Annotated in this window: 13 protein-coding genes; 1 reads left to right on the top strand and 12 read right to left on the bottom strand. The window is 55.8% G+C overall.

What is annotated here, in order from left to right:
* From AUQ42_RS06760 to AUQ42_RS06820, 12 genes are all read right to left on the bottom strand, one after another.
* Positions 1–856: hypothetical protein (locus AUQ42_RS06760; protein ID WP_068518344.1), on the bottom strand; the 856-nt coding region annotated here is incomplete at its 3' end.
* The gene (locus AUQ42_RS06765; RefSeq protein WP_068518345.1) at positions 843–1,133 is read right to left on the bottom strand and encodes a hypothetical protein; all 291 of its coding nucleotides are present in this window, start codon (positions 1,131–1,133) and stop codon (positions 843–845) included. The genes AUQ42_RS06760 and AUQ42_RS06765, both read right to left, overlap by 14 nt.
* An 81-nt stretch (positions 1,134–1,214) precedes the next feature.
* Positions 1,215–3,371: a zincin-like metallopeptidase domain-containing protein gene (locus AUQ42_RS06770; RefSeq protein ID WP_068518346.1), complete on the bottom strand. Its 2,157-nt coding sequence runs from the start codon at positions 3,369–3,371 to the stop codon at positions 1,215–1,217.
* Complete coding sequence (locus AUQ42_RS06775; RefSeq protein ID WP_007092377.1) at positions 3,364–3,615, bottom strand: hypothetical protein; 252 nt, start codon at positions 3,613–3,615, stop codon at positions 3,364–3,366. Before AUQ42_RS06775 ends, AUQ42_RS06770 begins: the two co-directional genes overlap by 8 nt.
* Positions 3,612–5,405: a type IV secretory system conjugative DNA transfer family protein gene (locus tag AUQ42_RS06780; protein ID WP_068518347.1), complete on the bottom strand. Its 1,794-nt coding sequence runs from the start codon at positions 5,403–5,405 to the stop codon at positions 3,612–3,614. The genes AUQ42_RS06775 and AUQ42_RS06780 overlap by 4 nt, the downstream gene beginning before the upstream one ends.
* Entirely contained in the window at positions 5,402–6,358 is a 957-nt protein-coding gene (locus AUQ42_RS06785; protein ID WP_068518348.1) for an ATPase, T2SS/T4P/T4SS family, read from the bottom strand. The genes AUQ42_RS06780 and AUQ42_RS06785 overlap by 4 nt, the downstream gene beginning before the upstream one ends.
* Positions 6,355–8,562 (bottom strand): hypothetical protein, encoded by a 2,208-nt coding sequence (locus AUQ42_RS06790; RefSeq protein WP_068518349.1) that lies wholly within the window; start codon positions 8,560–8,562, stop codon positions 6,355–6,357. The genes AUQ42_RS06785 and AUQ42_RS06790 overlap by 4 nt, the downstream gene beginning before the upstream one ends.
* Positions 8,563–8,566: 4 nt before the next feature.
* Positions 8,567–9,658, bottom strand: a complete 1,092-nt coding sequence (locus tag AUQ42_RS06795; protein ID WP_040059934.1) for a TrbI/VirB10 family protein — start codon at positions 9,656–9,658, stop codon at positions 8,567–8,569.
* Complete coding sequence (locus AUQ42_RS06800; protein WP_007092540.1) at positions 9,655–10,725, bottom strand: TrbG/VirB9 family P-type conjugative transfer protein; 1,071 nt, start codon at positions 10,723–10,725, stop codon at positions 9,655–9,657. Before AUQ42_RS06800 ends, AUQ42_RS06795 begins: the two co-directional genes overlap by 4 nt.
* Positions 10,722–11,450, bottom strand: a complete 729-nt coding sequence (locus AUQ42_RS06805) for a type IV secretion system protein (RefSeq protein ID WP_007092541.1) — start codon at positions 11,448–11,450, stop codon at positions 10,722–10,724. Before AUQ42_RS06805 ends, AUQ42_RS06800 begins: the two co-directional genes overlap by 4 nt.
* Positions 11,451–11,613: 163 nt before the next feature.
* Complete coding sequence (locus AUQ42_RS06815; protein ID WP_007092543.1) at positions 11,614–11,907, bottom strand: hypothetical protein; 294 nt, start codon at positions 11,905–11,907, stop codon at positions 11,614–11,616.
* Positions 11,904–13,025: a hypothetical protein gene (locus tag AUQ42_RS06820; RefSeq protein WP_068518350.1), complete on the bottom strand. Its 1,122-nt coding sequence runs from the start codon at positions 13,023–13,025 to the stop codon at positions 11,904–11,906. Before AUQ42_RS06820 ends, AUQ42_RS06815 begins: the two co-directional genes overlap by 4 nt.
* On the opposite strand from AUQ42_RS06820, the gene AUQ42_RS06825 reads away from it, so the two are divergent.
* A complete protein-coding gene (locus AUQ42_RS06825) occupies positions 13,009–13,482 on the top strand; it encodes a hypothetical protein (protein ID WP_068518351.1) in 474 nt (157 codons plus the stop codon). The two genes, AUQ42_RS06820 and AUQ42_RS06825, sit on opposite strands and share 17 nt — an antisense overlap.
* The last annotated feature ends 147 nt before the right edge of the window (positions 13,483–13,629 follow it).

Here is a 13,629-nt window from a genome sequence, read left to right on the forward strand (position 1 = left end):
AGACCTCTTTGGCCTTTGCGATGAGATGCGGCTCCCGCTTGTCGGGATTGCTGTAATTGATCAGGTTTGCAAAATACCTTGGATCAAACGTTATGGTTTTGGCGAAGACCACGTTGCGATCCCCATCGCAGACTTCAAACTCGACCATCTCGATCAGGCTGTCGTCTTCGGTCTTGCGACGGTAATCGACAAAGCACCAGGTCACTTCATAAAACTGATCGCCTTTTGTAATACGACCATTTTCATCAAAACGGGCATGGGGAATGCCTTCGATGATCGCCTGACGCAGTTCGTCCTGTCCCTTGCTGATCTTTTGCCCGAAGATCGAGAGCCCCTTGGAGCGATAGGCAAACATCCAGGGGATGTTGCGCAGTGTTGCATCATGGAAGCGGTAGCCTTCAGCTTCGATCCAGTTTTCCAGCATGGCGAGTGCAATTTGGGGCGAGATCCAGATGCCGGTCTCTTTGCGGATGATGTAGATCACCCGGTCAAACTGGGTCAGAACGATGCCAAGGATCTTGAGAGAAATGCCTTCCATGCCGCGCTTGCGACTGCTGCCTTTGCTCTGGTTCTTGCGCACATAGGGACACCATTCAAAATTATCGGCATTGAAATAATCAAATCCGGTGACCGGTTTGCCTGTGTGGCGACCATAGGGGCGGTCGGTATGAGGAAGCTCCTCATAGAGCCCTACCAGGCGGATCGGATTGTCACACGCGGGGCACACGGCATATTCGCGCTGTTTGTCGTCGGTGACCTGGTACCAGGGCTCAAGTTTTCTGGTGTCGCGTTCAAAGGCAGTGCGCTCGATCTCTTTCTCGTCGACTGTCTGCGCCTGCAATTTATAGACGTGCATTATCGGATCTCCCGGCGACGGTCTCACGGAGGGAAGAACCGATATTATAATGGTTTATAACACTGTTCCACCACGCGGCACCCAGCTTGGGAACAGATGCCTTCTGCTCGGCAAGGTGGAGGCATTGCAGGAGGGTGGGGAGATCAAGCGAGAAGGTATTTTCGCCTGCCTGCAGGGCGAAGACCAATGCCGGGCCGCACATGTTGCAATCAAGATCCTGAGCCCCTTCAAGATTGGCGCGCTTTTCAAAAATGTCTGTCGCATCTTGTTCGGTCATGAGGCGTTCTCCTGGTAAAAGGCAAAGAGGAAAGAGGAAAAAGGTGCCGGTGGCGTACATAGCGCCACCGGCATTCGGGGATCAGACCGCCAAGCTGGCAGTCTGCTGCTCGCGTCCCTGTGTTCTGGATTTGGCTTTCGGTTTGGTCAGGCCGAGCTGTTCGGTGACAAGGCGTTTCAACGCCTCAAGACCACGTTCCCGATGGATGTCGTTAAAATCGGTCAGGCCCTTAGCCTTTTCTTCGTCACTCAGATCCGGACGCAGGATCTTCGCACCGGTCAGTGCAGATGCCCGTTCGGCTCCCTTGATCCCGGCATTGATCTGATTGGCATGATCATCATCGGCCGCAATCACCAGGGACCGGTCCGGGTGCCTTTTGTGAAGGGCTTCGGCCACAGGTGCGAGATTGCCGGAATCAAGCGCAACCACGACGGTCAGCCCACTGGCCATATGCAGACTTTGGCCGGTGGAGTAACCTTCGGTGACGATCATCGGGCCTTTGGGATCGCCCTCGATCATATGCATCAGGCCGCGTTTTTTGCCGTCCTTGAGATACATCTTGGTGCCATCGGGATGGATGGTCTGGATGTTCTCGATAAAGCCTTTCTCATTGGCCATCGGCATCAGAAGATTGCCCGATTGATCAATGCGCAGGTCTCCTGCAGGCACCTGTTTGTTTTGCAGGTAAGCATGATTGGCCGGAGCCGGTTCGGCGTTCTGGAAAATCCCGTAAGCGCGTTTGGCCACGGCGCGATATTGCACGCGGAGTTCCTGTTCCTGGGCTGCCTTGCGGGCTGCAGCTTCGGCTCTGGACTGTTCCAATTCTTTGGGATCGATCTTGGTTCCGGTCGCCACCCACTTGACCGGATCCTGCCCGGATTTGTAATTGGTGATGTTGCCTGCCGGAAGCCCTTCGAGGAACCCGCGATAGGAGCCACTTTTCTGGCCTTTGCGATCTCCTTCGACCGCTACCCGGTGCCATTTACCGTCCATGGTCGGTGGCCCATCGAGGATCAAGCCGTTTTCCTTCAGCGCCTCCGCAAATTCCTGCTCCGGACTGATCCTAGGCTCAGGGGTTTGGGCTTTGGTTTTCTGCCAGCGTTTGAAGGGCGCAAGCTCCATATTATCTCGTGCATACCAAGCCTTGGCCCGGCGATCCCATTTTGCGCCCAGCGCCTTGGCTTCATCCTTCTCACTAAACGGCACATTGAGATAGATGCGTTTGCGCTCGATGTTGGTGTCCTGGTTGGGAGCCTGTGACATCTCATCACTCATGGCATTTTCCTTCTGTTGTTCAACAGCCGGGTTTTGGGCGATGGTTTTGGCTTGTTCTTTGGCTTTCTCCGGGATCAAGCTTTGGCGCAGATCCGGCTCCATGATCCAGGTGCGGATGTTTTCTGCATCGCGCGCCGCAGTGAACAGCGCATTGCGGTCTTCCTTGATGGCTTTCATCCATGAACCGACATAGGCGGCGTGGCGTTCCGGATAGTGGCCAAGGCCAAGCTCGGTGGTCAGCATGTAGCTTGCGATCTCGGCCCGCAGTTCTTCCTTGGCGTAAACTTCCGAGCCAAACGGCCCGAACGCGCGGGCCATGCGTGATTGATGGCCGGTGGCATGGCCAAGTTCATGTAGGGCGGTGGCGTAATATTCGTATTGGCCTTTGAAGGCGGCCTGATGAGGCATGTGGATCTGATCTGTTGATGACCGATAAAACGCCCGGTCATTCTGATCATGGAAGATCGGCACATTGCCTTGCTTGAGGATCTGCTCGGCCCGTTCAACCGGGCTGAAGGTCGGCTCTGGTGCGATATAGGGTGCAAGGCCATCGATCTGTTCGGCATTAAAGACCACAGCATGAAACACCCGTGGCCGGTCCAACCGCACATCGCGGGTTTTCGCAACACCCTTTTCGTCAAGAACCGGTTTGCCAGTGTCATCGAGCACCTTCTCGCGCTCGGACCATTTCCAATATTCGATCATGGTGCCTTTTTCGCCCTTACGGACTTGCGCGTCCTGAGCTGTTGCTTGGCGGTAGGTCATCCAGCGCGGATCGGAGCGCCCGCGCATTTCAAGCCAAAGGGCATTGATGCCGCGATAGTCTTTGCCGGAAACCGGATTGAACGGGGCCATGCGGACTTTCCCCGGTTCCCATGGCTTTTGCCAGGGCGCGGTGCCTGCTTCGATATGGCCAAGCAGTTCTTCGACCACCTGATCACGATAGCTTTTCTTATCAGCCATGGTTCGAACCCTCCGCATCAGAAGTCGGGTCGATACCGTCAAAATGACTGTCGAACGCGTCATCGGCAGACAGGGCGTCTTCGGAGAATGCGCCCATGGCTTCGGCAATGTCCGGATCGACCGGCACAGGGCCAACCTGGCTTTCACTGTTGATCATCGAGGAGGCCAAGGTGAGATAGTCCTGGTCATCAAGACCGGCAGAAGTGGGGGTGTTAGTGTTGTTAGATGTGTTGGGTGACTTCATGATTTGGTTCCTTTGTGAGATGCAGAGGGCGTGGAAGAGAACGCCATTTGGGGTGGCGTCATTTTCGAACGACGAGACAGTTCGCGATCCAGGAAATAGAGCTTTTGACGGCCAAGGATGGGCGGCAGACCGGCGACAAAGATCAGCGCATCGCCGGGGACTGGTTTGCGGCCCTCGGTATCAATGATCTGCAGGCGCATGCATTCATCAGGGGTGAGAAGCGGGCGGGAGGTTTCGGCCAGATTGTCCGAGACAGACCCGAGGTCGCCCATTCGTCCAGAGCGTGACCTGCGTTTCTGAACGATGGTTGCCTTACCGGTCATGTCCGAGAGCAGCTTGGCGGTTTCGAGTTTGTTTGGCGTGAAGGCGACCCGGATCTTGCAGTTGGCCATGATCGATTCATCACGACCGTAATGCTTGAAGAGCTGTTCGGTGTTCTGGACGATGATCATCGCCTTGAGGCCATAGCCTGCCATGAAGGCGAGCGATTCCTCGAAGATCTCCAGCTTGCCGATGGAGGTGAACTCATCGAGCATCAAAAGCAGACGGTGCTTGTATCCGGCGAGCGTCTGGCCAGCCCCAAACGCCATGCGTTCCGTCAGACGACGCATAAAGAGATTGAGGATGATGCGCAGCAGGGGCCGCAAGCGATCCTTGTCTGCAGGTGAAACGACAAGGAACAATGCCATTGGCGCATCGCCATTCATCAGATCATGCAGGCGGAAGTCACTGGTCGCGGTATTGCGTGCGATGATCGGATCGGCAAAGACGGTCAGCTGCGTTTTGGCGGTTGAATGCACGCCAGAGCGTTCCTGCGGGGCCTTGATCATCATACTGTTGGCCCCGCGCCGAACTTCCTTGTTCACATGGGATTTGCCATGATCAAAGGACGCCATTTCGGCAAGAATATGCTCGAAATTATCGTCGCTTTCTTCCGCGTCGCCGTCGCCGGTAATGCCCGAGAGAAAGGTATTCACATCATCAAAACAGGCCGTACGGTGTTCATCACGCCGCACCCGATAGATGACATGAAGCAACACGACCGAAAGCCAGCCATAACCTTCCTGTCGCCAGTAATCCTTCATGCCCTGGCCATCGGGATCGATGATCATGGCTGCGATGTTCTGGCAGTCGGCGATGTCCTGTTCGGTATCAATGCGCACTTCGGCCAGCGGGTTGAAGCGGGCCGAGCCAGTGCTGGCGGAGGGCTCAAAGCGCAAGACCTTGTGCCCGATGCTGGCAAGCCAGCCGCCGGTCTTGGCAAAGTTCTCGCCCTTGATATCAAGACAAAGAATGCTTTCGCGCCAACTGAGCAGGGTGGGCAGGATCAGGCTCACGCCTTTGCCCGTGCGGGTTGGTGCCCAGACCAGAACATGCTCCGGCCCGTCATGGCGCAATTCGCGGATCCGGCCAAACCATGATGGCCAACCGCCAACAACCACGCCGTCTTTGCGAAACAGTCGTGCTTTCTTGAGGTCCTTGAGCTTTGCCCAGCGGGCGGAACCATGCAGTTCATCGCCCTTGCGGTTGCCTTTAAGCGTGCTGTTATTGGCCCGTGTGGCAAGTGCCAGAACACCAAACATGGAAAGCAATCCGGTGATGCCAATCCAAAGGGCCGGATACAGCATTTCATCGGGAAGGCCCGCCGAATGGGTGGCGGCCTCAAGCGACCATTGCCACCAGCGCAGATCAAGCGCGTCAAACCCGACGGCGAGTTGCCATTGCCAGAGAATGGCGGCGATCATTGCAATCAGGATGACCGGAAGTGTCAGACGGTAAAAAGCTGTCATGACAACACCTCCTTGCCGTCTTGAAGGACGTAACGATCATTTCTCGGTTCCCAGATCTCGGTGATGCGTCGCCAGCCATCGGTATTGCGTTTGATCTGAACGACGACATCGACCAGCTCGGCCAGAAACTCCGGCACACGCGGCATGGTTTCACCGGCCCAGGCGATGTTTTGATCAAACTTGCGGTGAATGGCCTGCCAGGGGCTTTCGGCATGGATGGTGCACATAAAGCCTGTGACCCCGGAATTGAGCGCAGCCAGTGCAGCAAAGGCGTTCTGGGTGCTGATCTCGCCAAACAGAATGTGGTCGGGCGTGATGCGCATCAGGTGATCATAGATCTCGCGCCAGCCAACCATACCGCTGCCCGTTCCGGCCTCACGCGCGGCAATCAGGCCATTGCCATCCCAGAACTGTTCGATATGCAGCTCTGGCGTATCCTCGATGGCCAGCACACGCCGGGCCGGATCGATGGTGGCGAGCAACATGTTGAGCAGGGTGGTTTTGCCGGTATTGGTTGCCCCGCTGATGATCATGTTGGCATCACCCGCGACCTTCTCGATCAGATAATCGCGGATGGCCGGTGTCACCCCGGCCTGTTCCCAGGTCGGGGTGAAAGGATGTTTGCAGCGGATCGCGAGGCTGAGGTGTGATCGCACCGATGCACCGACGAGGATCTCGCAACGATGATTGCCCGGCAAAACGCAGGAGAGTTTTGGATTGTCATCGGGATTGAACTTGAGACCACGCTGGTTGGCGAGGCTGATGGCGATCCGCTCTATGGCGGCCAGTGTAAGAGCAGGGTCTTCGATCTCGCGCTTGCCTTCCCCGCGCCGTTCAGTCACGACGCGGTGAGGGCGGTTCATGCGGATTTCGACGGTTGAGAGATCGCCGTAATAGGTGGCCAGAGGCCCAAGGATCTTTTCAAACAGCGGATTGGGGGAAAGGGCGTTCATTGCAGCCACCCCCAATTCCCAAGGCAGGCGGATTTCACGCCATTTGTGTGAGAAGGGTAAGACCAGCCAGAAGAGGGAAATCCGACGCGGACATAGCCTTGGAAACTTCCGTCGGCATCTGATCCGCCAGTGTAATATTTGGCTTTGACCGGGGAATAGGCATTGTACGTCGTGCAGGTGTTAGAGGCCGTGCCGATAACCTCACCATCTTCACGAATGGTCTTGCGTGTTCCGACTGAGCTTGTACTGGTGCAGTGATAAGCAGCGTCATAAACGTGCGCATAGTTTTCAAACACACCACATGGACCGCTGGATTTGTTCGAAGAAACCGGGTTTTCAAACCGTCCATGCGTTACAGCAGCCCACGTAAATTCATTGTAGCATTTGTTCCCAAGACTGAGCGGGTCGGCTTCACCAATGACGACTTTGTGCACCGAGCCGTCCGGGCGGTCATAGGATTGCACCAAGTCCCGAGCATCAAACCGGGTGCAGCCTTCATAAAAATGCTCGCCGTTTGTTGCAGGCGCTTCGCCTGAATAGACATAGACAGTCTGCGGTTCGCCCGGCAGAACTTCGCTGGTCTTGATGTTGAAGCGTCCCCTTGGGGTGCTTTCGATATAGACCGTAGTCAGGCGATAGGCGAACAACTGGTCATCATGGTTTTGCCAGCCGGTGGTCTCGACATGATGCGGGTAGGCAACCTCACTATCCTGACATTCGGTGACATATTTCGGAATGCTATCTAGCAGGTAGTAAAACCGCTCGCGACCATAACTGGTGCCAGCCGCCAGATCATGGTTCCAGAGTGAAGGATTGTCACAGCCATCAATCGTCGATTGGATGGCAATATTGGTGCTGTCGGGTTTGCATTCGGTGATGAATTGCTCAACCCCGTTGACCACGATCTGTTTGCGGCTTTGGCGGGTGACTGTTCCTGCCGCCTGATTAATGATCGGTGCGCAGACTTCCTGACCGGCAGGGTTCTTGTAAACCGTTTCGTGGGGGTATTCGGTGCCATTATCCGAACAGGCATCGGCCTGCCAGGTGGTGCCGTTCAGCTCATAAATATGGCGACCGGTTTGATAGGATCGACCAGCGGCAAAATCATGCCGGATTGAGCAGCCATCGGCTACCGAGACAAGTGGAACCGCCGCAATTTCTTCGGACGGTTCGCAGCTTCTGACCTGGACTTCATTGTTGCTCGCATTGACATAGACAAGGGATGCCTGTGGGACAGCCATCATCTCGTTATAATCAAGATAGACCGAGCAGGCCGAGGTCTTCTCTGTGATGTCAAAGACGTTGTCTTCATCCTTCAGGCAATCCGTGACTTCCTGACGGTTGCCGCCGCCATCGGTGTAAAAAAGCAGATACTGTGCGGTTGCCTGACGTGTTTCCATGTCGATGGTATCGCCGCAAACTGAATAGCTGCGGTCCAGCGGATAGCGATCTGCACCATCTTCGCAGGCCCCTGCGCTTACATTGCCGTCTTCGGTGGTTTCAACCCGGCTTTGCTGGACAGCAACAAGCTGTGCCAGATCCACCCGGATGTTGCAGCCTTCGGTCGTGACACGCACCGTCGGTGTGCTGGTATCTTCGTCCACATCAAGGGCTGATGGTGTCGAATAACCGGCAGCATCGGCATTCTTGGAAGCATTCGATCCGACAGTGTTTGAGGCACCGGTATCAGCTTCAGCGCTTTCGGTTTCCTTTTCTTCCTTGTCGTCCTCTTCCTCGACATCATTCAAGCGCTGCAGAGCGGCAAGCAGCGTTTCCTGATCACCCTCGATGGTGACAGTAGACGCCGGATCAAGCTCGGGGCTGTCCATATTGAACTGGGCGACAAAATCGTTTGAATCGAGTGGTTCCGATTTGCCGTCTTTTTCAACACCGGTCAGAACCAGTTGCGCGATAAGGCTGTCTTCGTAATTGACATAGCGGGCATATGCCTTGGCCGTTACGCCCTCGGTCAGTTTGGGCGGCGCACCGGGCACATCGACCAGACCGAGATCAATCGCCATCGGTTCGTTTTCCGAGACGGCGGTGCGGGTTTTGGTGCGGGTGACGATATTGACCTTGCGCACCATTTCCTCGATGCCGGGCTCGGCCTGAGAGGATGTTGTTTCTTGCTGTGCCAACTGAGCCAGTGCTGGGGAAACCAGACAGGATGACAGGAGCAAACACCAAAGCGTTCGTTTGTTCATGCTTCTACTCCACATTTGCAATGTACCAGTCCGTTGCCGGACGGATCTGAAGGCGGGTGCCTTGCGGGATGGTGATGATGGGTTGCAGTGAAAGCGTCTCTTCAAGGACGCTGGCGCTGATCTCGCCAAAGCGGGTCGAGAGTTCTTCGGCTGCTTTTTCAGCCGCCGCAGTTGCGACTTCGCCGTCGCTTTCTTCGGATTTTGTTGAGGCCGCGGCATAGCGCACAGCCGTCGAAATGCCGGTCAGCATGAAGGCGGTGCCATAGCGTTCCCAGAAACGGCGGTCCACTTCGCCAGCAGCCCCTTGGCGGCCTTGAATGTCTCCGATGGGGGAGGCGAGCTGGCGGATTTCGGCACGGTGTCCGGCAATCAGGATCCGTTCACAGGCAATCGACAGGCGCGAGCTGCCCATGTCCTTGGGTGGATCATAATTGCAGATCAGTCGGGACCCTTTGGGGATCAGAACATTGCGCCCGTGATAGCCATAAACATCACGCGCCGACTGGACGATGACGGTTCCAGTTGCATCACTGCCAACCTGACTGTTAATCCCGGTTTCAAGGATCACGGTGATATAGCGGTCCGCCGTAATGATCCGGCTGTTATCGACCGGAAGCGTGGACGTCCGGCGCGGACCTTCATAATCGGCTTTCTCGTTATCACTGACCGGCAGATCGAGCGGATCAAGTGCAGAAGGGGTTGCCATACCAGGCAGGACAGCATGGCCCGAAGCCTCGGCCATGTCAGCAGACTGCCAGGCTGGAGAACCCCAGTCTGACGACAAGGAAACGCGATGTTGCCAGGCAGCCTCCAATGCCATGCGATAGGGATCCGGCGCGGGCGGTTCAGGAACAGGTTCAGGTTGCGGCAGAGGCTCGGGAGCCGGGGCTGGCTCTGGTTCCGGTTTGGCTTCCTTGATGATGATCGGCGGCATAGTTGGGGCAGGGGCAGCTGGTGCTGGTGGTGGCGGGGCTGGAAGGGCCCAGACTGATGGATCATCAGCTGGAAGGGTTGGCGGTTCATTGACGACCGGTTCGGCACATACACCCCCAAAGGTCAGGCCCAGCACCAGTGCAACATCACAAAATGCACTCATGCGCCTTCCCCGGTATATTCAATACAGAGGAAGCTCTTGCCGCTTTTGAGCGTGATCAGCGGACGGGTGCTTTCGATGATGTAGGTCTCACCCTGCACACGGGTATTGACCAGCTCATCTATGCCATCGACCACCACATAGGCAGTCGGCAGTTCGATATCCTTCCAGCGCTTGCCAAAGCGGATATAGGTGAAGTGGTCATCCCGAAATACTGTCTCCGGGCGCAGTGTTTCATCGCCCCAGAGATCATACTCACCCCACCCATGCAGGGCGTTCGGGTCAAACGGGGATTGCGCGACAAAGTCGCCTTCAGGCGTGCCCGGATTGGAGTCACTCAGTCCGGCAATCGCAGTATCGATAGCGGCAAACTTGTTGCCAAGCCCTGGAACAGACATCGCCGGAAGGCTGGCTTTACCGTTGTCGTCAAAGCCAGCAACCGCCGGATCGCTTTCGATTTGAACGGATCCTTCAATCCGCACGATCAGATCGGGCACATTGACCGAGTTGAAGCTCTCGGCCCTTAGATAAAACGGATAAACAGCACCTGATTTGCCATAGACGACAAGTGAGGTGTCATAACCGTATCCGCTGGGGCGCACCGCCAAACGACGTTCACCGCGTGGTTTGACAGAAAACCCGCCATCATCCCCCAGATCGACAGCTTCGATGATCTCACCGCGCGGCAGTTCAAGCACAGTGACCATGAACTCGCGGGTGCGGATCTTGTAAGTGCAATCATTACACAGATCGGTCGCATAAACCGCGTCACTCGGGTCTGCATCATCCCAGACATCCTGAACCTGGCCGCTGGTACGCGGACGGCTCATTGCGTTGAAGTAGCCCTCATTCTGATCGCGGGCCTGATCGACCACGCTCTCGGGCACCGGCATGGTTGGTGCGGATTGTTGCGGGGTGATTTGCGCACCAGAAAACGGTTGTTGCGATTGCCCCGGCATAGGTGGGCGTGCGGCGGTCTGCGCATTGGCCTGCTTATAGCCAAGAATGAGGACCGCCAGAATGAGGCTGCCAAAGACGAGATGGAAAACAAGATTGGTCAGGCGTTTCATGACGCGCCTCTTTCTCTAAGCACCATGTCGAGCACGGTGACGCCAAAAGGATTGGTGTATTTGTCAGCTTCGGAGACGTTTTGCGGACGGGTGGCCAGCGTCAGGTAGGCGCGCAAGTTTTTGCGCGAGATCTCTTTGCCGCGACGGTGGTCGATCTGGATGAAATCGACCGCGTATTTATGGTCTGACGACAAGGTGGCGATGGGATCGATGGAGACGATCCGCACTTCGCGCTCGATGCCTTTTTCAAGAGCTTCGGTGATCAGGCCGCTATCGATCCGCTCGCGTTTGAAGCGTTCCCAGAAGCTGGCATCAGAAAGTCTTGATGCTTCGCGCTGGCGTTCTTGCTGTGTGACCGGATCAATCTCGTTGGTGATGAGAACAAAACGTTTGGCCTGGGCTTCAAGAAAGACTTCAAAGCCTTCGACCTTCTTGCTGACAGGTTCGACAACGTAGGTGCGATCATCGGGGCCATAGGTCCGGACCAGGGCAATCTCGGTTTCCTTGAGCGGTACGAGATGCGCAACGGTTTGCACCAGAACGACCACACCTGCACCAAGCACAATGTTGGTTCCGGCAGACAGGCGCAGCATCCAGGCGAGCCTGCGATGGCTGGCCTGAAAGCTGAACGGATCTGCAGCAACTGTGGCTTTGTGCGTTGAGGTGGTTTTGATCATCGACTTGCGCCCGTTATCGCGTTTGCCGATACGCCCTAGCCAAGCCATGAGAAGCCCTCGCCATTGAACTCAACCGGATTGCAGACGCACGGGCTGAGTTTCATTTCATCGGTTCCGGTTCCGTCTTTGGGGATCTCGCGGTCCTTTGAAACGGAGACACAGCCGGAGAGGAAAACGACGAGGCAAAGAATTGGGACGAAATGTTTGGGGATCAGGCGCATGGCTGCGATCCTTTCTGATTGGTAGCGGTTTTGGGGGAAGAGGCACCAAGCCCGAATGCAAGTCGGGCAAGGGCAAGGACGAATGAAAGCGCGATCCAGATATGAACGGCACTGCGCATCAGCCCGGCGAGCTGGGCGGCATCAACTTCGCGAAGTGCCATGACGAAGACGATCAGGCTTTCGGGCGAAAACATGCCGGTCAGAACCATTAGCCAGAGCGCAACGAGCGGAAAAATTACGAAGGTCAGAGTGACATCACGCAGGAATTTCTTGAGCCGGTTCATGGCTTGCCTCCCCGATCAAAGGTCGGTGTCTTGAGGCGTTCCATGACGGCATTCTTGGCGGCAACGAGACTATCTTTGGCAGCCCCTGCCGCTCCAACCGGATTGCGGGCGGCTCCCGCACCCAGCAGAGCAGCATCAAGTGCGGCTGAGGCTCCACCCGGTGCGTATTTCTTGGCAGCATTGACAAGGGAAAGACCGGTTGCGGTCATGCCAGCGGTAATGACGGCTGCGGCCTGATTGGTGAGTTGGGATCCGGCAATCGAGTTGGCCATGCCGGTTGCCTCGGCCATAAAGGCTGTACCCATCCAGCCAAGAACAATCGCAACCCATAGGCCCGGATTGTCGATTGATGTGATCTCGCGAACATTCTCGGTATTCTGGATATCAAGCGATGCTGCACCATAGAGACACAGTGCGAGTGCAAGCGTTGAGCCGAACAGCACCATAAAAGCGGCAAAGACAGTTCGAACCCCGGTGATTGCCATGCCGCGTCCCCAACCAAACCCGACGGCAAGCATCAGGATTGGAGAGAGGGCCGAGAACATCATCACGCGGAAGATGCTGACAACAACCTGGCTGAAATAAACAATGATCAGGATGATGTAGGGCAGGGCAAGCAGGACGCCGTAGACCCCGGCCATCAGATTGCCGAGCGAGATCGATGCCCATATCTCAAAGGCGATGCGAAGTACGCTCATCAAGCCTTGTTCGGCGACATAGACCAACTGAGCCATGCCACCAAGAGACGTGGCTTCACTCGGTATCGTCGCGGCTGTAATGCCACCTTCCATACCGGCAGACAGAACGACGCCAGCAGCACTACCCATCGTTGATAAAGCCATCTGATAGATGGAATTTACGAGAGTGGGCCCTTGCCCGCCGAGCAGCAGACCAGCTATAATGATGAACGCGAATTCATGAGCGAATCCAATTAGATCGCCCTTTCCCATGATCATCTTGCCGCCATGAATGACGATCCATAGACCAACGACGGAGAGATAGATGAACCACATGGGTTCGAGGAGCACAGTGCTCAGGTTCTGGGTGAAACTGTTTGCCAAATCGACATATTCCGTCACCACATCACACGTCAGGCAGGTGATGTCGTCGTCATTCATCGCCGTATTCCTTTTGGTTTTTGGGGGAGCCGCTAACGCGCAGATTTATTCCCAGAAGTCCGACTACTTGGATTGGGATTACGCGGTGTCTCTTTGGACGAACTACACTCGTGCAGATGCTGTCTCCGAGTGGGACCGCGTCATGCCGGTGTATGAAGCGAACAAAGAACTTGTCGTTGGATCGCGAGAGGAAGTTCTGCGGAGGCTGGCGAAGCATCCGGAAGGCGATCTCATACAGCGCGGATATGATCTCCATCGGGTGTATGAGGTTTGGAAGCACGTCTACCGAGCTGTCACTAACAAGGACAAAGCATTTGCCTGGAACGAATGGAAACAGGCCGGATCTTGTTGGACGATGGAGCAGCGAAACGTCTTCACGCATTCGTGCCGCGATCTTCCCGATTGGCGTACCAAGAATGATGTGAAACGCGACAACACGTTTTTGGCAGGAAACTAAGCCGATCATTCTGCCGCCTCCGCATCTTCGCGCTGCTGGGGCGGCAGGTATTGCAGCAACATGGTCGACTGGATCTTGACCAGCTGCGCCATGAGTTGCTGTTGTTGAACCTGCTGGCGGTTTGACATCGCCATCCATTTGGCAATT

The organism is Thalassospira sp. MCCC 1A02491 (assembly GCF_001613785.1).
GTDB classification, from domain to species: domain Bacteria; phylum Pseudomonadota; class Alphaproteobacteria; order Rhodospirillales; family Thalassospiraceae; genus Thalassospira; species Thalassospira povalilytica.